The following is a 21,424-nucleotide window of genomic DNA, read 5'->3' on the forward strand; positions in this document are numbered from 1 at the left end:
AATTTGTATCCGCTCGCTGTGAGACAACGCACGAATGTCTCCGTTTCGAACGGTTGGTGTACGTTGGACATCGATTGGTGTCCGAGACGAGAAGAGGCGACGAACAGGTCCAATACGTCCCGAACAGGACGATGTTTAGTATAACAATGAAATCCTATTTGCGAGTAGTCCCGTCAGACTCATCAGTTTCTCGGTGGAGGTTATCTGAAGGTGAGATATCGACGTAGCCGATACCGCGTTTGAGGTACGTCACCGTCGGTTCGCCTCGGTCCAAACAGACGATAGTGGGATTTCCGATTGTTCCGTCGTACGTGATGGATCGTCTACGTCGACGACAGTGGTGTGTACTCCGGCCACGGAATCGTCGATTCCTCTAATTCGATCGGTTGTGACGGCACGATGGGAAGTCCACATCACAAGTTCGGTATCGACTGTGCGACCGTTTCGTTCTATCCGCTTGAGGATGCCGTCGGTCAGGAAACCTTCCTATTGCGTTCGTTTTCATCCCTAGTGCCCGTGGCTCGTGCGGGCCGTCGACTCGACCTCGGCATCAGCCGCCCCGAGGAGTTCGACAGTCGCGTGATCCACACCGGCCTCGGTGAGCTGTTCGTGTGCCTGTTGGCGGATCGTCTGCTGGTCTTCGAGCGTTTCGACGTCGTCTCCGAGACGAACGGTCGCGACGGTCAGCTGGCTGCACACCTGCCAGACGTGGAGGTCATCGACCCGTTCGATGCCGTCGATGGACAGCAGTTCATCCCGAAGTCGGTTCGTGTCGAGCGGACTGCGCTGTAGCAGTATCGAGGTGCTCTCCCACAGCACCTTTCCGGCGGACCAGAGCACCAACACGGCGATGAGTACCGCCGCAATTGGATCTGCGATGGGCACCTTGAAGACCGCGATCGCAGCCGTTGAAACGATCACCGCGATTGACCCGCCTGCATCACCGAGCAAGTGGTAGAACGCTCCTCGTTCGTTGAGACTCATCTCACCGCCCTGTAACACGTAAACGGACCCGAGGTTAACGAGTAACCCCCCGGTCGCGATAATCAGTGTCATCGTCGGGTCGATGCTCACTGGATCGAGGAACCGCTGGTACGACTCCCAGAGAATATAGCCGATCATCGGAACGAGCAGTATACCGTTCAAAAACGCGGCGGCGGGTTCGAGGCGGTGTAATCCGTACGACCACGTCTGTCCGCCACCGTACCGCTCTGCGGTGTAACTTGCGCTAAACGCCATCGCGTACGCGAGCATGTCGAACAGCATGTGTATCGCGTCGCTTATCAGCGCTACCGACCCGAACAGGATCCCTCCAGCTAACTCAACGACGAATCCCAAGAAGTTGATGGCTGCGACGATTGCGAGCGTTCTCGTACTCCCTCCCGAGGCGGATTCGAGAGCGTTCATCTCGTCGTGGTCGTGTCCAGACATGGGGATCAGTCCTGTTTCGTGCCGTCTGCTCCGCTTTGATCGTTTGTCTTCGATGTTGACGCCTCTGTCGCCTCCGACGAAGCACTATCAGTCGTCTGTGACGGCTCTGGACGCGGTTGATCCGTATTCGACGCTTGACGTTCGCTCTCTTCTACCTCGTCCTGTTCGTCCTCTTCCGCCTCGTTCCGCTCGGACCAATCTTGTGCGTCAGTTCCGACGATTTTCAGCGGCCGAATCCAGACGTACCACACGACGAAGATCGTCGTCCCATACCCGACAATCCACACGATGTCCGCCGCTAGGGGGAGGTTCGCCTCTTCGAGTACGGCCACCCCGAGTCCGGGCCCGATCAGGCCGATTGTGATGACGACGAGAAACGACAGTCGAGACGACAGTCCGAACGGATACCGACGAGATTCGTCGTCGGATTCGCGCGTACTGTCTGATGTCACTTGGTCCCCCATCGTCTATCGTTGAGGCGTCTCGGCTAATTGCTCGTCGGTGTTCTCCGGCCGGATGCGAGAGAGGCGCATGGCGTTCCCGGTCACGCCGACGGTCATCCCCGCATCGCCCGCGAGGACGGCCAGCCAGATGGGGACGAGACCGAACGGAACGCCGATAGCGAGCGCCGCCTTGACTCCGAGACTCGCCCAGATGTTCTGGCGGATGACGCTGTTCGCGTCGTTCGCGAGCTCGTACAGGTACGGTAGCTTCGAGAGGTCGTCCGCCATGAGCGCGATGTCGGCGGTTTCGAGCGCGGTATCAGTACCGGCAGCGCCCATCGCGACGCCGACGGTGGCCGTCGCGAGCGCGGGTGCGTCGTTGATTCCGTCGCCGACCATCGCGACGCCGTCGTACTCCTCGACGAACTCGTCTATCGCCGACACCTTCTCGTCCGGAAGCAGTTCGGCGCGGAACTCGTCGACACCGACTTGTTTGGCGATTGCCTGTGCGGTTCGCTCGTTGTCCCCTGTGAGCATCACGGTGTGCTTGACGCCGAGGTCCTTCAATCGAGCGATAGTCCGTTTCGCCTGCGGTCGGATTTCGTCCGCGACGGCGATGATACCCTCTAGCTCGTCCTCCGTTCCGACGAGGATGACGGTCTTCCCCTCGGATTGGAGTTTCGGGACGGCGTCTTCGAGTAGGTCGAGGCAGTTGTGACGGTCGCAGAGTTGACGGGCGGTCTGGGTGACCACACCGCCGTCGGTCGTCGCATGGACGTGCGAGAGATCGAACCCGAGTTCCTCGAAGAGACCGGGCTTCCCGGCGAAGTGTGGCTTTCCGTCGAGCGTCGCACGGACGCCCTTTCCGGTGATGCTCTCGAACTCGTCTATCTCACGTCCTTCGACGCCAGCGTCGGTCGCTTCTGCGACGATGGCTTCGCCGATAGGGTGTTCGCTCCGCTGTTCGAGGCCGCGCGCGCAGTTCAGTACGTCTTCCTCGCTGTTCCCGTTCAGGGGGACGACGTCTGTCACAGCGAGTTCACCCTTGGTGAGCGTGCCCGTTTTGTCGAAGGCGACGACGTCGACAGCGCCCATCGCTTCGAGATGGTTTCCGCCCTTGATGAGGACGCCGTTCTTCGCGGCACTCGTGATACCCGAAACGACGGAGACAGGTGTGGAGATGACGAACGCACACGGACATGCGAGAACCAAGAGCGTGAGACCGTAGACGACTGCAGTCGACCACGACGTGCCGAGAACGTACGGACTGCCGAGTGTGACGAGGATGGCGATTCCGACGACGACAGGTGTGTAGTACGCCGAGAACCGTTCGACGAACTGTTCACGTTCGGTCTTGTTGGACTGGGCGTCCTCGACCATCTCGACGATTCGCGAGAGCGTGTTGTCGCTCGCTTCGGAGGTGACCTGAATCTCGAGGTAGCCCTCCTCGTTGATAGTCCCGGCGTACACCTCGTCCCCGGTCGTCTTGTCGACGGGGACGCTCTCGCCGGTGATGGGCGCTTGATTGACCGCGCTCTCCCCGTCGGTGACTTCGCCGTCCATCGGTATCTTCTCACCGGGTTTGACCACCACGACGTCGCCGACAACGACGTCGTCGACGGGGACGGTCACCTCCTCGCCGTCACGTTTGACGGTCGCCTCGTCGGGCGAGAGATCCATCAACTCCTGCAGCGAGTTGCGGGCGCGGTCCATCGAATAGCGTTCGAGCAGTTCGGCGACGCTGAAGAGGAACGCGAGGGTCGCAGCCTCGAAGTACAGCGCTTCGCCGAACGCGAGACTGGCGACCAGTGCGCCGACGATAGCGACGGACATCAGGAAGTCGATGTCGAGGTTCAGGTTTCGGGCCGAGTAGTACCCGTTTCGGAGTATCTCTTGGCCACCGACTGCGATAGCCACCAAGAAGAGGACGTCGGCGACGAACAATTCCCGACTGACGACGGTCGCCACTTCGGCGTTCTGTCCGACGAGGAAGAACTCGAACAGCAATCCGAGCGCGACGAAGCCACCACTGATCCAGGTCTTAATCGCGCGGGTGCTCGTCCAGATGCTCTCTTCGGAGTCCTCGCTTCTGGAACCTGAGCGTCTCCCCGTCGTCGTGTCAGTCACCTCGTAGCCAGCACTCTCAATGGCGGCGACGATGTCCGACTCGCTGGTAGCGGACTCGTCGTATGTGATGGTCACCTTCCCCGTGGTAGGTTGAGTAGCGTACGTCGAGACGCCGTCGACGCGGTCGAGGGCGTTTTCGATCTTTCCCGCGCAGGAGGGGCAGTCCATCTCCGGCACGGTGAACTTCGCTGTGATTTCCCCGTCGTCTTCCACGCGGTAACCCGCCTTTTCTATGCGGTCGCTGATTGACGCTGGTGTCGTCTGCTCGGGGTCGTAGGAGACGGTGAGCGTCCCGGTCGTAACCGCCGGGTCGACGCCGTTGATTCCGTCGAGTTTGCGGACGCTGTTTTCGACCTTTCCCGCGCAGGAGGGGCAGTCCATCTCCGGCACAGAGAACTGCGCGACATCTCCTCGATCCATCGATTCTGACGTCGGCTCCGTCGGTCCGTGATCGTGGGTGTGGTCGTGATCGTGCGACTGTGAGTCCTCTGGCTCGTTTGGCTCACGATGCGGAGAGGTCATTACCAGAAACGAAGAACTCCGGAGTTATTAATCCAACTGCTACTAGTTCAGGTATAGGTACGTAAGATTAATAATATATTGCCGAAGAGTTACTAACACGTTCCTTCAATCGAATTGTCTGAGGCCGAGAATAGGAGGGACTTAGAGAGAGGAGAAACATCGTAGGTGCATGGAAGAGATTGCCCGAACGCTGAACGGGAAGACCGTATTCGGTTCGGTTTTCGCGGCCAGTATCGTCATCGGCGCGGTGTTCGGCTTAGTCCTCGGAACGAGTACGAAGATACAGCAGATCTCAATTTTCGACTGGATCACGTTTCATCCGACTCCTACCGGAATGGCTCTCTACGGGGCGACGGCCGCTGCCGTCTTGGTCGGTGCGGTCTTGGGCATCGTATTCTTTCTCTCCCGTTTCGACGAAGATGCGATCTGACAGCTGGTTTTTCGACAACCAGGGATGTCTGACGTGAGACGGATGATCGAATAGAATTATCAGTACTGCTTCCGAGTAGGAGCGCATGTGCATCTATTGCAACGACAAAGAAGAATCGTCGGAAGACGAGGCGACTCGAGCAAGTACGAACGAGGCGACGTCCGCAGACGAAGCGTTGAATCGAACTACTGGAGGAGTACTCTCCCGAATAAAGGCCTTTGTTGTCACGTGCGTCCAACACTGAGCATCGTACGTGCCGACTACTGGACAGAGTTTCACTGAGTTACCGAACTGACGGTACATCTCGCTGGAGGCATGTCGAGAAATGCGGTCTCGTACCCGTCGTGACGGGCGAGTTGCGGAGGGGTCACCGTCTCGATCACGACCGAATCGCCGGCTTGTAACTCCTCGACGGGAGCACGATAGTAGCATCCGATCTCGGGATCGATAGTTGCTCGAAGTTTCCGCTTTAGGATCGTCGTCTGTTTTCGGTTCACGGACCCCGTGAGTGCCATTCGAGGAAGCATGACACGATCGTACGGTGTTCGCGGGGAGACGAGTAGCGTAGGCTGGCCGTTCTTGCTGAATCGAGAGTCTCCGTCTATCAGACTGATGAGAAAAGACACGTCGTCTGAAGACACTTCTCCGATCGACTGTCCTGGAAGTTCTTCTTTCGGGGGAACGCGAGATGATGGAACGGATTTCATATCCATCAACTCAACCGTCCCTTTCGTACCCGCTTTCTCCCCCAACCGCCGAATCGGGAGGTTGTAGGTTTCGCTCGTGTCGAACGTAAAATCCAATGTTACCGATTGAGATTTCGTGAATCGCCCATCAAGTGCGCCTGTTCGATCTGTTTGAAGTGGCCCCGATCTGATTGTGGCTCGGTAGTCCCCCTCTCCGTTTAGTGCGACGTTGTCGCCGTAGTGAAAGCCCATATTAGGGGAGATCATAGGCCATAGATTGGTGTTCGTTACTTTACCGTCGCTATCTTCGATCGTCACAGAGAGATCAATCGGGAGGATCGTATCGCTCTTTGCATCCCAAACGCTTGCCATCAGGTGAAGCGAGTCATCAGACTGAACGACCACTTTCTCCTTCCTTGTACCTGTGAGATTCCAGAATCGGTGCGGATATGAGTACACGAGGGCGACTCCCAACCCGTTTTTGGTGACTGTACCGTACATGCCCATCCCCTCCACGATGGCCGGATAGTACACCGCATTGGGTCTATTCTTGACCTGAGGTGGGTCCCGCCACGCTGACTGCGTCTCGAACCCGAGACGGCTGAGGCACCCCGTTAATCCGATGCAGCTCGCCAGTCCGGTCCCTCGTTTGAGAAACGACCTCCGTCTCATATCGGTTACGTGTCTCTGCGTAAGGGAGAAGTTTCTGGTGTGGATACCGAAGCGGAACATCGCTGTAGACGACGCGGAAGCCGAGTTCTCGTGCCCTGCTACTGGGTTGCAAAAGTGCTCCGAATGCTGAACCAGAACGATTTCAAAGACGCACTGAGTAGTTCCGTGTACCGGTCACCGATCAAAATGTCACAGATACAAACAACCGTTCCAGAGGGTGAAACGCCCGCAGGCACGTGTGAGTACTGCGGACATCCGTTCCCGACCATCGACCGTCTTGTGCTTCACAGAGGTAGAGAACATAGCCAGCGGCTTGACGACATCGACAAGGAGAAGTTCAAGTCCGCATTTACGGAAGAAGAAGACGCTCTCCGCAGTCTGCGTTTGAGAGCGCTCGCAATACTGGTCATCTTGTACTTTGGGTTGTTGAATATCTATGCCGTCTTCGCCTGAATCGACCTCCAGTGAATCGGTCAATCTAAACGAACAATCGGAACGCCGGCCAGCTCGAGATCAACTGAAAGCGATCCTCTCGCTGCCCCGATTCAGGGTCGCTGTACAGTGCCTACTCTGGATAGCTGCATTGGTCCTATTTGCGGATACTGTGATCGCGGGGAACGGAATGACCCTCTCGAAGCAACCCAGAGACACACTCGCAGTTCCTCGATGGCTCTATCTCGCCACTGGGGGCGCCACTATCGGTGCGTCGGCTCTCCTCGCGAGTTTTGTGACCGATCGAGCGTTTATCCGTTATCTTCACAACTGGTCGAAGACCCTCCCAACGATTGAGAGTTGGTGGCAACCAGTAGTCTGGATCGCACGTGGTCTCGGCGTCACCACCCTCGCTCTCACAGTATATCTCGGATACGTAGGTCCCCAACTTCCGACCTCAAGTCTCGCCATCTTGGTCACGTTCGCTGGAGTTCGTGCTGGCCTGCCCATCTTCACGTATCTTGTCGGAAATATTTGGCCAGTACTCAATCCGTGGCGGACCGTCGCATCCGTCCTCCCATCTGGATGGCTCGAATATCCAGGCTCGCTCAAGCGATGGCCGGCGGTTGTAGGGCTGTTGGGTCTCGTCTGGGTCGAAGTTATCTTTCCCGTCAGTACTGTCCCGGCAGTGCTCGCGACCGCAATTGTACTATACACGGCAGTCACGCTCGCCGGTGCGCTCGTGTTCGGCCCCGAACCGTGGTTCGGAAACGTTGACCCCCTCTCCGTACTCTTCCGATTTTACGGTGCCGTCTCTCCTCTCACACGACACACAGGAACCGTAGAGATGAAGCTCCCTGGAGGGGATCTCCAACACTCGGACGTCGTTGCTGATACCTCTGACATCGCATTCATCATCGCACTCGTTTGGGAACTGACGTACAGCGGGTTCATCACGACGAGTGCTGGATCAACGACGATCAGGACCATCGTCGAACTCAACTTCCCTGGGTTCGTGAGTGCGGAGGTTCGTGCAGTCGCCGTATACACACTCTTGCTCCTCGCTGGATATCTCGTCTTTTTCGCCGCATACTGGTACGCTGGTCGCGTCTCACGGCGCCGTACCGGCACCTACATCACTGCTCGAACGATCAGGTATCAGTTCGCGTCCCCACTCTTAGCGATCGCGGCAGGGTATCATCTGGCTCACTACGCAGGGCTGTTCGTCTCTCTAAGTCCTGCGCTGGTACTCGCTCTCACATCACCGCTCTCTCCACCGTCGAATCCGCTGGTCCTCTCGCCACCGGGCTGGTTTGACGGATTCAACATCGCGTCTATCCTCGTCGGACATCTACTCGCCGTCTGGACGGCTCACACTCTCGGATACGACCTCTTCTCCAGCCGACTCGCTGCGGTTCGAAGCCAGTATCCGTTCGTTGCTGTCATGATCGGTTACACGGTCGTCAGCCTCTGGATTATCTCCCTTCCCGGTGCGATTCCCCCGTATCTATCCTGAGCACAACTAGAATACATCTCACCGGAGAATTTGTGGGTGTGATCGAGAGCTTTAATTTCGGCTCAGTTCCGCCGCTAGAGCGTCAGCGTCATCGTTTTCATATCGACAAACGCAGTTTCGTACCCCTCGTGGCGAGAGGTTTGGGGTGGCGAATCGATAGTTATTGTGAACTCGTCACCAGACTGCACGTCCGAGACGACCGCGCCGTAGTGATAGCGCAGTTTGGGATCGATCGTCGACTGTAAGATTCCATCGAACACCGTGGACCCATCACGAGTCAACGTTCCCGAAACAGACATCATCGGGAGCATAGTTCGATTGTAAGGTGTCCGTGGCGACACGGCTAGATACTGCTGATTTCGATCTCCACCGAACCGCGATGCATCTTTGAGTATCGTCACTACAAATTTTGCGTCCCCGCTCGTCGTCGTTCCACGGACATCGCCAGGAAGCGCACCGGGTTTCGGGACCTGAGAACTCGGCAACGTCTCCATATTCATCAGATCAACTGCGCCCCTCGTTCCTTCCTTGTCTGCAGGGATATCCGTATACGATATCTCTTCGAGTGTAGATTTTCTAAACTCAAACTCGAACGCGAATGAGACGTTTCCTTCGTTCCCTGACAGAGACCCCACCCGCCGAGTTGACGGACCGCCGACCCGTACTTCGACCGTATAGGAACCGTCTCCATTGAGTTGAGCGTTGTCACCGAAGTGGAACCCCATCGGTTGGGAGAGCATCGGCCACGGTGCGAACTGATCGACCGAGTTCCCGTTTTGAGTGATGTAGACCTGGGGGTTGATATCGGGAGGAATGATTTCCGTTTCTGTCTCCCATACGACCGGCATCAAGTGAAGCGAATCCTCTGGCTGGATGTCTACTTTTGAGATACCGTCCGGCTTCATTAGCCAGAATCGGTGGGCGTACGAATAGGTGAGTGCACAGCTATAGCCGCCTTGAGTCTTCACGTTCGATGTTTTCATCCCCTCGTAGTGGCTCGGGAAGTAGACGGCATCTGGTCGATTTTCAGGGAGTGGCGGGGCCCGCGCGGACTGCGTCTGAAACAGCCCTGTGCATCCCGCGAGGCCGATTAAGGACGTTCCTCCGAGAGTTCCGAAAACTTCACGACGACGCATTGTCTACCCCTTGAGGATTCTCAGACGGAAGTACGGGCGGAAGTGCACGCAACGGCCGTGGTGGCACTAAGTAGTTACCGCGGTGCTCTGTCTGAACATACTGGAGAATCCCGTTATTGTTTCGTTGTCCAACCGCTGATTGTTCAACCACGTCAGTCCCGTTCATCGCTTCCCGCGTCGCCACAAAATCACTAATCCCTCGTTGGAGCGCCAGAAAATGGAGGCCTGCCTGTCCGCCGTCGGTTGAATCAAAATCCCGCCGGAGGATAACTGGGCTGTTGTTTTCGCGGGCGGATGTCATCTTCTGAGAATGACCGACGACACCCATTTCACGGGCGGTCTCAGTCGCGGGTCCGCAGTCCTCGACCTGACTACTCGTTCCGAGGTTATCTCCTGGTCCTTCCACGACATCGTTTTCGGCGTGATACGGACAGAACATCTTCGCCTCGCGCTGCCAGCGGTCGTCTTGGTTGTACCACTGATTCAGGTTGAGTTGGAGTTTCGAGATGTGCTGTGTTGTTCCTCCCGCGAACGGCCCCGACTGGATCGTAACTCGGTCCTCACTCGCCTGATTCTTTTCGAATCCAGATTTGAAACCCATGAATAGGGGCGCATCGTCCGGAACTTTGTCGGCAGGGATCCCATCGGCATCGCCAGCGTTTTCGGCCGGAAGTCCATCACCAACGAATCCGGTTCGACGGTCGACGACTTCAAACATGTCGGTCAGCGCGGCGTCCGGTTGTTCGATACCGTTGAGGGTTCCTTTTTTTCCCTTAAGCGCTTCCTCTGCCCCGAGGACGACCGGTGCATTGTTGCTCGCGAGATGGACGACAGCATCGGGCGTATCCAATTCAGGGTCTTCGAACGAAGCAAGCGCTTTCGGCGCCGGGAGGTCAACGCTTTCGGGGAGTGCCGAATCGACCCGACTGAAGTACGCCGGAGAGTAGCTCATCGTAAGTAAGAGACCGGTTCCACTCCGTTCGTACGCTCGTTCGACACCACGAAGCGCCTTCTCAACGCTTTTCCTGTCTTTCTCGACTGGCGGACCGCTACGGCTGTACTTCAGGTATAGCAGGACGTGATGGCGCGGGGGGACGGTATTTCCCTGGTCGTCTCGTGGGAGCACTTCGTTCCACGCATGTTGACGTCGAGGAAGCGACGATAGGTTCTCCGGCCCCGTCGGAACATCTACTGAACCTCGTCCTAGGCATGCACTGAGTGCCGCCGCCCCACCGATGGCGACGGCCGATTTCATAAAGTCCCTCCGCGGGATGCCTCGTCTATCAGCCATTAATTCGAATTCGATCCACAGACAAAAATGGGTTCTGGTGAACTCATCGAACCGGATGACCGCCGATCAGGCGGGTATCGCGTGACTGCGAACCTTCGCTCGTTCAAACGAACAAAGTCGCGCGAACGCGGTCGTATAGTCGGATAGATAATCGGTTGTGGAGAACTCGTTCAGCGGGTGGATGCCATCCCGTTAGTTAATCGTCGCTGAAGGAGACGCCGGATTCGGTTCGGGAACCGAGCCACCGGCCGATTGAAGCAGGCTACCGAGCAACATCAAGATACTTAGCGCGAAGAACACGCCGCCGACGGGCGACGTCGGAATCATGAAGACCAGTAGATCGGTGTCGCAGCGGTGCCGAAGAGGACACTCAGTACGCCATAGAACGCGGGCGCACAGCAACAACATGCGGTCGCACCGGACGTCGCGAGCGATCCGGAGAGCATCTTCTTCCCGGCGACCGACCCGCTGTTTGTCCATTGCTGCGTCACGACCGCTACGTTGAGGCCGACGAGACTACCCAGCACGCCCATGACCAAGACCGTTCCAACGGAGATATATCCAGTGAAGGGGATCGACGGAAAGTACCACTCAACGGCCGGCCACACCACGAGTGGACTGGCGACTTCGTACGGGATGACGAACGCCTCCGTCGGGACGTTGGCACCGTCATCGGGGTTGAAACTCATCGTTCCCCCGGAGAACGCGAAGAAGACGCTCATCAACAGACCCGCCGCGATGCCGAAGAGCTTCGGTTTCGTCTGCAGGCGGATACTCTGGATGATCCCCCGAGCGTCCGACCAGACGATGGCTGCGAGAACGGCGGGAAGCGAGAGAGCGAGGAGGTAACCTAGTGGATTCGTGTATCCCTGATTCGGCATCACCACCGGGTAGGCAATCCAACTTCCGAGTATCACGCACAGGACCGCGTACAGTGGTTTCGTCGGCCGCTTGAGTCGCACCGTAGCGAACCCACCTACTGCCAAGAGTGTACTCGCTACGAGGCTCAGTGGCAGATATATATCGACGAGTTTCGGCGGCGTCGTTCCGACAACTTGGAGTTCGACGAGACCGATTCCACTGAAGGCAACCGAGACGACCCCGCCGGCGAGGATGACCGCAGCGGCACGAAACGAAACGATACCTCGACGAGCGGAAGCGACTGATCCTGCTATTCCACCGATTCCGACGATCAGTAAGACGAACAGAAGCCAGTGTGGCGTCCCCGCGTGAGTGGTTCCTGAATGTGCTGCAGCGGGTGTAGAGAACGCTCCAACCGCCACGAGAGCGAGACCGAGTGCCGTGATTCGTCGATGAAACATCCGTACCTTAGCGGTCGGTCACACGGCAAAGTGTGTTTTGGTGCGGACGACGAGTACGGGAGACGACGTCAATGGGCGGGTGCTGCGTCCAGCGTCACCCGTCAACTGAGCTCCAGACAAAGAAGGCGGTGGCGGTAAGCGAAAGGAGCGTCCACGCCAGAAGTACGAACGTCGACATGAACGTCTCGACCAACGAGACGCTCGCTGACGCAGTCACCGGAGCGACGGTCAGAGAGAGGACGAGATTCCGGTAGGCCCCGTTGGGACTCAGGAGCGCCAGGGCGGCGCTTGCTTCCCCACCGCCTACTCCGAGCCCGACAACGGCAGCAATGTCGAAGCCGAACACGACGATCAAAAATGCGACGAGCGTCGCGACGATGCCGCGGCGCGCGTCTCGTGCGACGGCCGAAACGAGGTGAAAGACGGCCAGCGTGACGGCACCGAGAACGGCCGTCAATACAACGAACCGAAGGTACAGAACCGGTGAGTCCAGACCGGTCGACTGCGGAAGAAACGTCGCAGCGCGACCGAACAGCGGAACGGCGAAGACGAGTACTACGAGCGGGAGCACGATGCTGGCGAGGAGTGCGAGGAGCCGGGCCAGATACACTCCGAGAACGTACTCGCCGCGAGTCACCGGGTACGTCTGGTGGATATCGAGCTCATCGCGTTCGCGTTCGCCCACAATCGCGGGATACCCGAACGCGCCGGCGAATAGCGGAACTAAGAGTTCGACCGGAGTCAAAAGCGAGAGGACGAGAGGAACGTATCCGCTGACACCGCTCGTTAACGCGACGGCGACCACGAGCAGGAAGAATCCCACCGATAGGAGGAGGTAGGTCTTGGTTCGCCAGACTGTCACGAGTTCCCGCCCGAACACCACTCGGATTCGGTCGGCCCACGAGTACGTCACGACTCACCTCGCGTCCCGGTTTGAACTGCCGGTCCGTCCGGAATCGAATCGAGGAATGCGGCCGTCAGCGAGTCGTTTGGTCCAGCGTCAATGAGTTCACGCGGCGTCCCCGCTCGACGAACCGTCCCGCTATCGAGGAGCACGACGTAGTCCGTCCGAGTGGCTCCCGCGAGGTCGTGTGAACTGAGTACGACTGTGGTCTCCTCGCTGGCGATGTCACCGACGATGTCGAAGACGTGCTCTCGCATTCGGGGGTCGAGCCCCGAGGTCGGTTCGTCGAGGACGACCACAGGCGGATCCCCGAGAAGGCTCTGTGCGATGCCGAGCAGTCGACGCATCCCGCCGGACAGTTGTCCGACCCGTCGGTCACGAACGTCGAGGAGGCCGACTTGTTCCATCGACGCTTCCACGTCGACGCTTGCCTTGAGGAGATCACCGTAGTACGTGAGCGTCTCATCGACCGAGAACTGTGTTCGGAAGCGAGGGTCCTGCGGGAGGTATCCGATCGGTCGCTCCGTTTCGATTGGGACTCGACGACTTCCGCCATCGGATCCGAGAACACCGGCAACGACGCGTAACAGCGTCGTTTTTCCCGACCCGTTCGGACCGACGATCGCCGTCACCTCGTCTGTGGCGAATTCCAGAGAGATACCGTCGAGAACGGTCAGATCTCCGAACGAGCGGGTGATGTCTTCCAGCTGTACAATCACCTCTTTACTGTCCTCGGAGCCACGCATACAGGTCCGTCTCTCTGCTGGTGTGAAATGGTTGTCGGCACGCACTGCAACCCTGACGAAGGAGTTTTGACTACCACGTGCATAACTCAAACTGATGCGGACCCGTCTCGCGATTCTCGGGCTTGTGGTCGTCCTCGTAGTTGGTAGCGTCCCGTTTGCTGTTGGAGTCTCCCCGGATCGGAAGGCCGGTGCTGTCGACTTCGAGGACACCGTCAGCGTCGGAATCTCTGAGGGCGTCGTACGAGAAGCCCAGCGGTCGTCGCTCGTGCTTCCGAAAGCCCAAGTCTTCTACTCTCAGTATCGGTACCCCGTCGGCTACTACGGTATCACCTCCCTCCTGACCGACCTGCAGACAGGGTCTGAACGGGGTCTCGGCCGTCCGCTCCAGATTTACGTCACAGACTTCTCCGGTGAACCGATTCAACTCGACTCGGACGGCACGCTTCGACTGTCAAACGCGCGGAAAGCAGGCTGGGTGCGCGCGTCTGAAGCGTTCTTCGTCGTCGGTAGCCGAGCCCGCGTTCCGACGCGTGACTCCGTTGCTGTTCCCTTCTCGACCCGAACCGACGCTGCAGCGTTCGTATCCAAGTACGGCGGACGAGTCGTCCGGTGGGATGACGTACGAACCCGAGAGGAGGATTCAATCGGACACACGACTGAGGAATGGAAACAGATCGTAGACGAACGAGAGGCACGGACAGATTCGACCGTGACCTCACGACGGACGTTACTCAACCGGCCGGTCTCCGTCGTCGTCGGCGAGGACGCGCCGACGCTCACCGCTGCCCTGAGGGATGCCCCGCCGAACACGAGTATCCGCGTCCCGGCCGGAACGTACAACGTCTCCAACGTCACCGTGAGTAAGCCGGTAACGATTCGAGGAGTGGGACAGAACCGAACGCACCTCGTCGGTGACAGGACGGGGACTGTGATGACCATGACGGCGCCGCGAACGGCCGTCGCGAATCTCAGTCTCTCCGGCGTCGGCCCCGCTCGGAGCGGTAACAACGTCACGGCCGGCGCCGTCACCGTCGATAAGACGTCGTGGAACTACAACATGCGAAAGGTGCACGGATACGGCGACGCCGCGGTCGTCTTCGATACCGCGGGAGAATCCTTCGTCTCCCGAGTCCGGATCAACACCACGTCGAACGGGATTATTGCCCGCGACAGTCCAAACGTGACCATCTCGAATCTCACGTTGTACGGCACGAAACGATGGGACGAGGGATTCCTCGGTGTCGCGGCTATCGGTTCGTCGGTCGTGGTGCAGGACTCGGCCTTCTACGGCGGGAAAGTCGGCGTCTTCGCCCTCGACGTGGACGATCTCGTCGTTCGCGACTCGCGGATGGAGGGCATGATGCTCGGTGTGTTCAACCTCTACGGCCGGAATCTGTTGATCAGTAACAACCGAGTCGAAGATACCGGCTACGGTATCTACGTCGAGATGCGGTCCTCGGAGACGGCCGTCGTCGGTAACTCAGTGCGGCGGAGCGGGAACGGCGTTATCGTCGCCGGAACTGAAAACTACGTCTCGGGCAACGTCCTGACGCAGAACCGCGCTGGTCTTCTCGTCGAAGGACACTACTCGCTGTATCGCCGGAACGTCCTCGCGTACAACCGCATCGGACTCAGGAGTCTCACGCTGCTCCCGACGAATACCGTCACGGACAACGACGTGGTGCGAAACGGGAAACCGGTCACGACTTCGGCGTACGATATCGTCCACGTGTGGCGCGGGAACTACTGGTCGAGCGCACCCGGTGTGAGACGAACCCCGAGTGGGAGTCTCGTCCGGTCGTTCCGTCCGACCGGGTCGGTAGACCGCGCCGTCGGTCGCGTACCGTACGCGAACACCGTCGCTCACTCTCCGACGGTAACGGTCTTACGGCAACTCCAGCAGTTCGTCCCAGGACTTCGCAAAGGGGGCGTCGTGGACCCTGCTCCGGCGGCCGACCCGATTCGTGACGACGTCGTGAAGCGAGTCCGGGAGACGTACAATCGAACGGGTAAGAGCGAGGATGACGATTCGTGGGACTATCGTTCGTGATTGTCGGCTAACTGCCGTCAATCAGGAGGTGTTGGTAGGGTCATCGTCATTCCGAGTCGTGAATACCGTCTCTATTCGGACCGTGAGCTATGAGAATGGCCGTCGGTACTGTCACCTCTTCTCTGTTTGCACCCACGTTCGTCAGTGCGTTGGCCTATAGTAGTGTCTGCAAGTCATCACCCACTCGACCGCACGACAGCGCGCGGTTGGATGAGTAGACAGTTGCAGACGTTACTATAGATCCGGCGCAAGATAGCACTCTGCAATTTACTAGACTTAGGGGAGCTCACCGGTTCCTCCTCTCTTGAGTTGTTCTTGCCTGGGTATACTTTGCTAACCCCTATTCAATTGATAACTGCGTTACATCCATAGGTCTGTAATAACCTGAGTGGACCGATTATTATTCTATAGGCGTTTGACCCCGTAGTTATTAATAAATACCGGCGGTAATTCGGGTGCGAGATAATAACCCGTGCCGATCGTCCTATCAATAGAGACAAAGCAGAGAATCACAAACCGTTGAATAGATGCGTACTGATGCTATGTCCGACAGTCGAATGAAGGATATCGCTTCCCGAGTGAAACATCTTCTACTGGCGATTGCCCTCGCTGCTGCGGGATTCCTACTTGGACTCGTTCTTCTCTCGTTTGGTACTGCCTTCTTCGAGATGTCCGGTGTCAGGCTCACCGAGCGACCGGCAATCAGGTTGGTCGTCTCAACCGTACTGCTCCAGGGCGTTGCGTTTGGGACAGTCGCGCTGTGGTACGTCGCGTTTCGGTCGCGAGGCTCTGAACTCCTGCACGTTCGATTTCCGAGCCGGCGAGACATCACTTGGATCATCGGCGGAGGACTCCTATTCGCCGGCGTCTACTTCGGTCTCACAGGGTTCGTCACAGCTGTCGGACTTCCAATCGCTCAAAATAACGTCGCTATCATCGCGAGCGAAACACCGTCTGTTGTACTGCTACTGGTCCCACTTTCGATTCTCTTCGTCGGGCCCGGTGAAGAGCTGCTGTTCCGGGGTATCGTTCAGGGACTTCTCACTGAGTCGTTCGCCGCTCGGTCGGCTATTGTTCTTGCGAGCGCGATCTTCGCTATCAGCCACGCGGGTTCACTAACGGGACGGGGACAGCTGACGTATATGATCGTTGTCTTCGGATTAGCGGTCGTACTCGGCACGCTCTATGAGTTGAGTGGGAATCTGGTAGTTCCAGCGCTCCTTCACGGCGGATACAACGCGGTTCTCTACGCAAATCTGTATCTCTCCAGCGCATGAGAGTACCCCACGATATTGACAACAGCGACACGGTAGATTCCTCACCCGAATACGGTAACCGAGAAATTCGAACGATTTCGGCCAGTTGCGAACGTTCTTTAGGTAAAAACCGATACTAGGTGTTCTTCTGATTCTCGTTTAATCCTCTATCGGCGACTGGCTACGAGCAGTTGTATGAACTGTAGACAAACTATCGCTCCGATTAGAGCTGACCCAATGAGTGGGGCTCTTCCCTCCGTCACCGGGTTACTCACGTAGAAACCAACCAAGGCGATCAGTAGTACGAGCGCTACAACCGATAGTGCGTTCTCGATGGCCATATCGAAGAGAAGGCAACTCTTCTACAAATAATCCGCGGATTCCACTGGCAAACAGGCGTTCGTCAGTTTATATCTCCGTTGAACCTCTTCTAACCGAATGAACACTCATTTTACGCTCCTCTCGAAGCAACACTCGTGAAAGCAAAACACCGTCTCATGTTTGTCCTGTTCGGCATCGTATTGCTATTAGTCTTGGTCGGATTCGTTGTCCGGCTGATATAGCGAAATATGTGTAGGTAGATGGATACACAGTCCCCATCGCTACAATAGTACACGACTAGAATTAATAAGGTGACCTGTTCAACTGGTAGCCAGCTTATTATGCCTGTAGTGGAATAATCTCGATAATGGTTGAGCAGCAAAGAGGCGCCTTAATCCGGACCACGTGTCTTGAGCGAGAGGTTTGGAGACAGATCGACGACACATCAAGTGATGGTGCGTCAGGATGAGTGAAGATGCAAAAGCGGACTTGGTGAACACTGGATCAAGTCCATGGCCGATGTTTATCGCACTCGGCCTAGCTTTGTCTGAGGTTGGTGTCCTGTTTGCGCTTCGCCCCGTTTCAGTCAGCGGGTTGTTACTATTCGTCGGATCCGTTGCCGGAATCCTTGCAGAATCGGGATACGTCACTCGATCTACTCGATCTATCGGCGCACAGGGAATCGCCCTATTGGTTATCGGGAGCGTATTGATCCTGCGAAATCAGACTGGAATGACTATCCGTGGCCAATCAATCGTTATCGCAGGAGTGCTCTGTTTCGTCCTTTTACTCCTCAGGATTGGGTACCACCGACTTCGTTTCGGAAACACGAACCGGACTTCTGATGCGTCAGAATCTTCGTCTGACTAATCAGAGATACTGGTCTCGATAAGTAACGCCCGGAATCGTAGGTGGAAGATTTCGTCTGCTACGCCATTTGAGAGAACTGGAAGCGAAATACAGTAACGAGAGCAGCGTCAAGTAGGTTGACGCAAAGATGATGCTCACGAACGAAATCGCTGCCAACAATCGGTAACCGCTCCCGGTGACGATCTATGCGGCGTCGTTCGTCCCGACTTTGACACCTAAGAACGAGATTGCAGCGATCGCCAAGAGTCCAAACGATAACGCAGTGACGTATCCGACGGCTGCATAGATGAGTGTGCGGAGTGCTGGGACACGAAATCTAACGTATGAGCGGTCGAAATCCCGGTATTGGAGATAGAGAGAGCAACTCCGCCGAATCCGCGTCCTGTGTCAAGTACTAATGAAGGAACGATGCTCAGTACGGAGTGATCTCAAATCCTGCGACACTTAGCACCAATCCAGCGACGAGAATGGGGCTAATCTGATACCAATGCCAACTGCTGCTGACAGGAGTTCCATACCTTTGGCGCTACCTTCCTTTGTTTGCTGTCTAAGACAGTTAACAAAGCTGTGAGACATTTGAATGGATGTATGAGGACTATTTGATTCCCTTTGGCCATGTGCTGGAACTGGATACAGAGAGCAAGTAACCTTTGTAGCCACACTGCATCATCGTTCAAAATAGGTCTCATCGCCCACGGCATGTTTTTCGCACGATTCTCAACAACACCTGTCAGCGCGTATATCGTGGTCTGCCTCCACTCATTCTGAGACGTGAACGAGCGATGTCTGCAGACGCCCGCTCAGCATTTTGAATGTAGCCGCGAGTCCGGTGCCATACGCAAGGTGGGCAACGAACGCCACTAGAATGTAGCCGACGAGTTCCAACCCGGACTGCCCGCTGTAGAACGCCACGAAAAAGCCCGGCAGCATCACCACAGCGAACACGAGGCCCGTCCTGACGAGGGGTTCTCCCGGCAGGAAGTCCGCGAAGGTGACGAACAGGAGCGCCCACGTGGTCATGCCGCCGCCGAGGAAGATGAAGTAGCCGATGGACGGACTCCCCTGCACGCCGACGAGCTCAGCCAGTTCAGCGAACGCCGCCAGTTGGAAGACGCCGAGGAGAGACCCGACGTAGAGGACGGCCGACATGAGCATCATGCCGACGAAGCCGGCGACGGCGCCGACGACGACGTCGCGGCCGACGCCCGAGAGGTCCTCGAACGCCTTCGGACTGCCCGTGTCCGCCTCGTCCTTCTGGTCGCCGACCATCTGGCTCTCCGCGGCGGCCCGCGTCTCCTCAGGCGGGGGGCTGGTGACGCCGTACTTCTCGGCGAGGCGCACCTCAAACGCCTGCCACTCGCGGGTGAACTGCTGGGTCTTCTTCAGGTCCCATACGTCGGCGTCACGGACGATGTCGCCGAACCACAGCGAATGCAGCATGTTGTACACCCACAAGAGGACACTGAAGCCGATAATATATGCCCCGATAGTAGCCACGTCATTGAGAAATTGGAACTTCGGTGGGTAGGAGGCGAACCGCCGGGGCATTCCAAGGGCGCCAAGTATCAGGAACGCCATGAACGTAACGAACACACCGACGGATGTGAGGACAGCTTGGAGGCGCGCCAGACGTTGGTTGTACATCCGTTCGGTGATGATGGGGAACCAGTAGTAGGAGGCAGCGAACATCTGGAACGGGATGATCGCCATCAGGATCATGTGGAAGTGTCCGACGACGTAGTAGGTATCCTGATACATCACGTCGATGGGGATGGACGCGAGGAAGACGCCTGTAATTCCCCCGATAACGAACAGGCTGAGCCCCCCGGCGGAGAACAGCATCGGTGCGGTCAACCGGATGTTCCCCTTCCACATCGTCGTCAGCCAGTTGAACACCTTGATGGCGCTCGGAACGGCGATAGCGATGGAGACGATCATGAAGGAAGTGAGAATTCGCGGATCCATCCCTGTTGTGAACATGTGGTGCGCCCAGACGCCGAACGAGAGGACGCCGATGGCCAGCGTCGAGTAGACGACGAACTTGAAGCCGAACAGCTTCCGACCCGAGAACTTCGGGAGGATGGTGCTCATCAGTCCTGTCGCGGGCAGGAAGATGATGTACACCTCGGGGTGGCCGAAGAACCAAAAGAGGTTCTGATACAGTATCGACCCGCCTGCCTCCACAGCGTAGAAGGAGGTGCCGAAGTTGCGGTCAAGGAGCAGCATGAGGAGGGCGCTCCCGAGAAGCGGGAACGCGAACAGAATGATTCCGCTCGTCGTCAGCATCGACCACGTGAAGATGTCGAGATCGCCGATATCGACGTCCGGACCGCGCTTCATGAAGATGGTGACGATGAAGTTTATCGCCCCCATCATCGTCGACAGCCCGCTCAAATGTAATCCAAGTAGCATAAAATCTATCTGTGGATTGACTAATTGTGTCGATAGCGGGGTATAGAGTGTCCATCCCGTTGCTGGTGGAGCGAGAGTGTACAAAAGCTGGAGCATTGATCGAGGCAGCCCGAGGCCAAGGATCCGTGCGAGGATTTCGGTGAGGAGGCCACCGCGGACGAGGAGTAACGAGGGAGGGAGGAGCCAGAAGGCGATGGCGTTGATGCGGGGGAACGCCAGGTCGTCGGCGCCGACAAACAACGGAAGGAAGTAGTTGGCCATGCCGAAGAACACCGGGGTGACGAAGAAGAACAGCATCGTCAGCCCATGGGTGGTGAACAGCGCGTTGTACGTCTCTTCGGACCACACGTCGACGGCAGGCGTCAGCAGTTCCGTCCGAATCATCATTGCGTCGACGCCGCCCCACAGGGCCGCCGCGGTCCCGAACACGAGGTACATGAGACCGATGTCCTTGTGGTCGACGGTCGTCACCCACCGGAGAAGGTTCTGTTTCTTCTCGCGTTCCTCCGTCTCTTCACCTTGGACGTGTCCACCATCCGCGAAAACGATTCGAGAGAAATTTCGGAATGAGCCGTATCGTGCCCGGAGAATCACGACAGAGAGAACGATTACCGCGAGTACGTATGGTATGATACTCATACGGATTTCCGGAGATCCGACTGTTTGAGTGCGTAGCGCATCTTATGGTTGTGGACGAAGTTTCTGCCATTAAATCTACTCCTCGAACTTGGAGAAATAATTAATCACAAAGATACTACGGAAACAATTCCGTGTGGCCAACCTCCTGAACCGGTGTTTGTCTATGGAGCGCTTGACGCAGCCTCTGAAACATCAGTAATAGCTAAACCTCGCAAGAC

General features: G+C 57.2%; 17 protein-coding genes and 1 pseudogene. 7 read left to right on the top strand and 11 right to left on the bottom strand.

The genetic code is table 11. The features are described 5' to 3' along the window. Positions 1-507 precede the first annotated feature (507 nt). The 3 genes from NDI76_RS22160 to NDI76_RS22170 are packed head-to-tail and all read right to left on the bottom strand — an operon-like array spanning position 508 to position 4,523. Entirely contained in the window at positions 508-1,431 is a 924-nt protein-coding gene (locus tag NDI76_RS22160; RefSeq protein WP_310926325.1) for a cation diffusion facilitator family transporter, read from the bottom strand. Between the two features lie 5 nt (positions 1,432-1,436). Next, positions 1,437-1,895: a DUF7996 family protein gene (locus tag NDI76_RS22165; RefSeq protein ID WP_484494597.1), complete on the bottom strand. Its 459-nt coding sequence runs from the start codon at positions 1,893-1,895 to the stop codon at positions 1,437-1,439. A gap of 3 nt (positions 1,896-1,898) precedes the next feature. Further along, positions 1,899-4,523: a heavy metal translocating P-type ATPase gene (locus tag NDI76_RS22170; protein WP_425498414.1), complete on the bottom strand. Its 2,625-nt coding sequence runs from the start codon at positions 4,521-4,523 to the stop codon at positions 1,899-1,901. Between the two features lie 169 nt (positions 4,524-4,692). Here NDI76_RS22170 and NDI76_RS22175 point away from each other — a divergent pair, with 169 nt between their 5' ends. Next, positions 4,693-4,953 (top strand): DUF7520 family protein, encoded by a 261-nt coding sequence (locus tag NDI76_RS22175; protein WP_310926329.1) that lies wholly within the window; start codon positions 4,693-4,695, stop codon positions 4,951-4,953. A gap of 275 nt (positions 4,954-5,228) precedes the next feature. Here the strand turns inward: NDI76_RS22175 and NDI76_RS22180 are convergent, their stop codons facing one another. Beyond that, complete coding sequence (locus NDI76_RS22180) at positions 5,229-6,140, bottom strand: iron transporter (RefSeq protein ID WP_310926330.1); 912 nt, start codon at positions 6,138-6,140, stop codon at positions 5,229-5,231. Positions 6,141-6,350: 210 nt separating this feature from the next. On the opposite strand from NDI76_RS22180, the gene NDI76_RS22185 reads away from it, so the two are divergent. Beyond that, positions 6,351-6,764, top strand: a complete 414-nt coding sequence (locus tag NDI76_RS22185; protein ID WP_310926332.1) for a hypothetical protein — start codon at positions 6,351-6,353, stop codon at positions 6,762-6,764. Positions 6,765-6,933: 169 nt separating this feature from the next. Further along, entirely contained in the window at positions 6,934-8,259 is a 1,326-nt protein-coding gene (locus tag NDI76_RS22190) for a hypothetical protein (RefSeq protein WP_310926333.1), read from the top strand. A gap of 74 nt (positions 8,260-8,333) precedes the next feature. Here NDI76_RS22190 and NDI76_RS22195 read toward each other — a convergent pair whose 3' ends face one another. The 6 genes from NDI76_RS22195 to NDI76_RS22220 form a co-directional block, all read right to left on the bottom strand. Beyond that, the gene (locus NDI76_RS22195; RefSeq protein WP_310926334.1) at positions 8,334-9,164 is read right to left on the bottom strand and encodes a DUF7350 domain-containing protein; all 831 of its coding nucleotides are present in this window, start codon (positions 9,162-9,164) and stop codon (positions 8,334-8,336) included. 217 nt (positions 9,165-9,381) lie between these two features. Beyond that, a complete protein-coding gene (locus NDI76_RS22200) occupies positions 9,382-10,686 on the bottom strand; it encodes a DUF7405 family protein (RefSeq protein WP_310926335.1) in 1,305 nt (434 codons plus the stop codon). Between the two features lie 323 nt (positions 10,687-11,009). Then, the gene (locus NDI76_RS22205) at positions 11,010-11,969 is read right to left on the bottom strand and encodes a hypothetical protein (RefSeq protein WP_310926337.1); all 960 of its coding nucleotides are present in this window, start codon (positions 11,967-11,969) and stop codon (positions 11,010-11,012) included. Positions 11,970-12,102: 133 nt separating this feature from the next. Continuing rightward, a complete protein-coding gene (locus NDI76_RS22210; RefSeq protein ID WP_310926338.1) occupies positions 12,103-12,891 on the bottom strand; it encodes an ABC transporter permease in 789 nt (262 codons plus the stop codon). A gap of 26 nt (positions 12,892-12,917) precedes the next feature. Further along, the gene (locus tag NDI76_RS22215; RefSeq protein ID WP_310926340.1) at positions 12,918-13,703 is read right to left on the bottom strand and encodes an ABC transporter ATP-binding protein; all 786 of its coding nucleotides are present in this window, start codon (positions 13,701-13,703) and stop codon (positions 12,918-12,920) included. 25 nt (positions 13,704-13,728) lie between these two features. Then, entirely contained in the window at positions 13,729-14,082 is a 354-nt protein-coding gene (locus NDI76_RS22220; RefSeq protein WP_310926342.1) for a hypothetical protein, read from the bottom strand. On the opposite strand from NDI76_RS22220, the pseudogene NDI76_RS22795 reads away from it, so the two are divergent. The 4 genes and pseudogenes from NDI76_RS22795 to NDI76_RS22235 all read left to right on the top strand — a co-directional run. Beyond that, positions 13,984-14,226, top strand: a pseudogene (locus NDI76_RS22795) (NosD domain-containing protein); the annotation flags it as partial. The gene NDI76_RS22220 and the pseudogene NDI76_RS22795 overlap by 99 nt on opposite strands. A 141-nt stretch (positions 14,227-14,367) precedes the next feature. Beyond that, positions 14,368-15,708, top strand: a complete 1,341-nt coding sequence (locus NDI76_RS22225; protein WP_310926343.1) for a right-handed parallel beta-helix repeat-containing protein — start codon at positions 14,368-14,370, stop codon at positions 15,706-15,708. Between the two features lie 557 nt (positions 15,709-16,265). Continuing rightward, positions 16,266-16,985 carry a CPBP family intramembrane glutamic endopeptidase gene (locus NDI76_RS22230; RefSeq protein ID WP_310926345.1) on the top strand — a complete coding sequence of 240 codons (720 nt, stop codon included), beginning with the start codon at positions 16,266-16,268 and terminating at the stop codon, positions 16,983-16,985. Between the two features lie 765 nt (positions 16,986-17,750). Next, a complete protein-coding gene (locus NDI76_RS22235; RefSeq protein WP_310926347.1) occupies positions 17,751-18,155 on the top strand; it encodes a DUF7541 family protein in 405 nt (134 codons plus the stop codon). A 759-nt stretch (positions 18,156-18,914) separates the two neighbouring features. On the opposite strand, the gene NDI76_RS22240 is transcribed toward NDI76_RS22235, so the two are convergent. Further along, on the bottom strand, positions 18,915-21,206 hold the full coding sequence (locus NDI76_RS22240; protein WP_310926348.1) for a DUF6789 family protein: 2,292 nt from the start codon (positions 21,204-21,206) through the stop codon (positions 18,915-18,917). Positions 21,207-21,424 lie beyond the last annotated feature (218 nt).

It is taken from the genome of Halogeometricum sp. S1BR25-6, from assembly GCF_031624495.1.
In the GTDB taxonomy this organism is placed as follows: domain Archaea; phylum Halobacteriota; class Halobacteria; order Halobacteriales; family Haloferacaceae; genus Halogeometricum; species Halogeometricum salsisoli.

Excerpts from the sequence above, each read along its gene's own strand:
- NDI76_RS22180 (WP_310926330.1), bottom strand. The coding sequence starts at position 6,140 with ATGTACGGTACAGTCACCAAAAACGGGTTGGGAGTCGCCCTCGTGTAC.
- NDI76_RS22190 (WP_310926333.1), top strand. The coding sequence starts at position 6,934 with ATGACCCTCTCGAAGCAACCCAGAGACACACTCGCAGTTCCTCGATGG.
- NDI76_RS22240 (WP_310926348.1), bottom strand. The coding sequence starts at position 21,206 with ATGAGTATCATACCATACGTACTCGCGGTAATCGTTCTCTCTGTCGTG.
- NDI76_RS22195 (WP_310926334.1), bottom strand. The coding sequence starts at position 9,164 with ATGAAGCCGGACGGTATCTCAAAAGTAGACATCCAGCCAGAGGATTCG.
- NDI76_RS22230 (WP_310926345.1), top strand. The coding sequence starts at position 16,266 with ATGAAGGATATCGCTTCCCGAGTGAAACATCTTCTACTGGCGATTGCC.
- NDI76_RS22160 (WP_310926325.1), bottom strand. The coding sequence starts at position 1,431 with ATGTCTGGACACGACCACGACGAGATGAACGCTCTCGAATCCGCCTCG.
- NDI76_RS22165 (WP_484494597.1), bottom strand. The coding sequence starts at position 1,895 with ATGGGGGACCAAGTGACATCAGACAGTACGCGCGAATCCGACGACGAA.
- NDI76_RS22235 (WP_310926347.1), top strand. The coding sequence starts at position 17,751 with ATGAGTGAAGATGCAAAAGCGGACTTGGTGAACACTGGATCAAGTCCA.
- NDI76_RS22170 (WP_425498414.1), bottom strand. The coding sequence starts at position 4,523 with ATGACCTCTCCGCATCGTGAGCCAAACGAGCCAGAGGACTCACAGTCG.
- NDI76_RS22200 (WP_310926335.1), bottom strand. The coding sequence starts at position 10,686 with ATGGCTGATAGACGAGGCATCCCGCGGAGGGACTTTATGAAATCGGCC.
- NDI76_RS22175 (WP_310926329.1), top strand. The coding sequence starts at position 4,693 with ATGGAAGAGATTGCCCGAACGCTGAACGGGAAGACCGTATTCGGTTCG.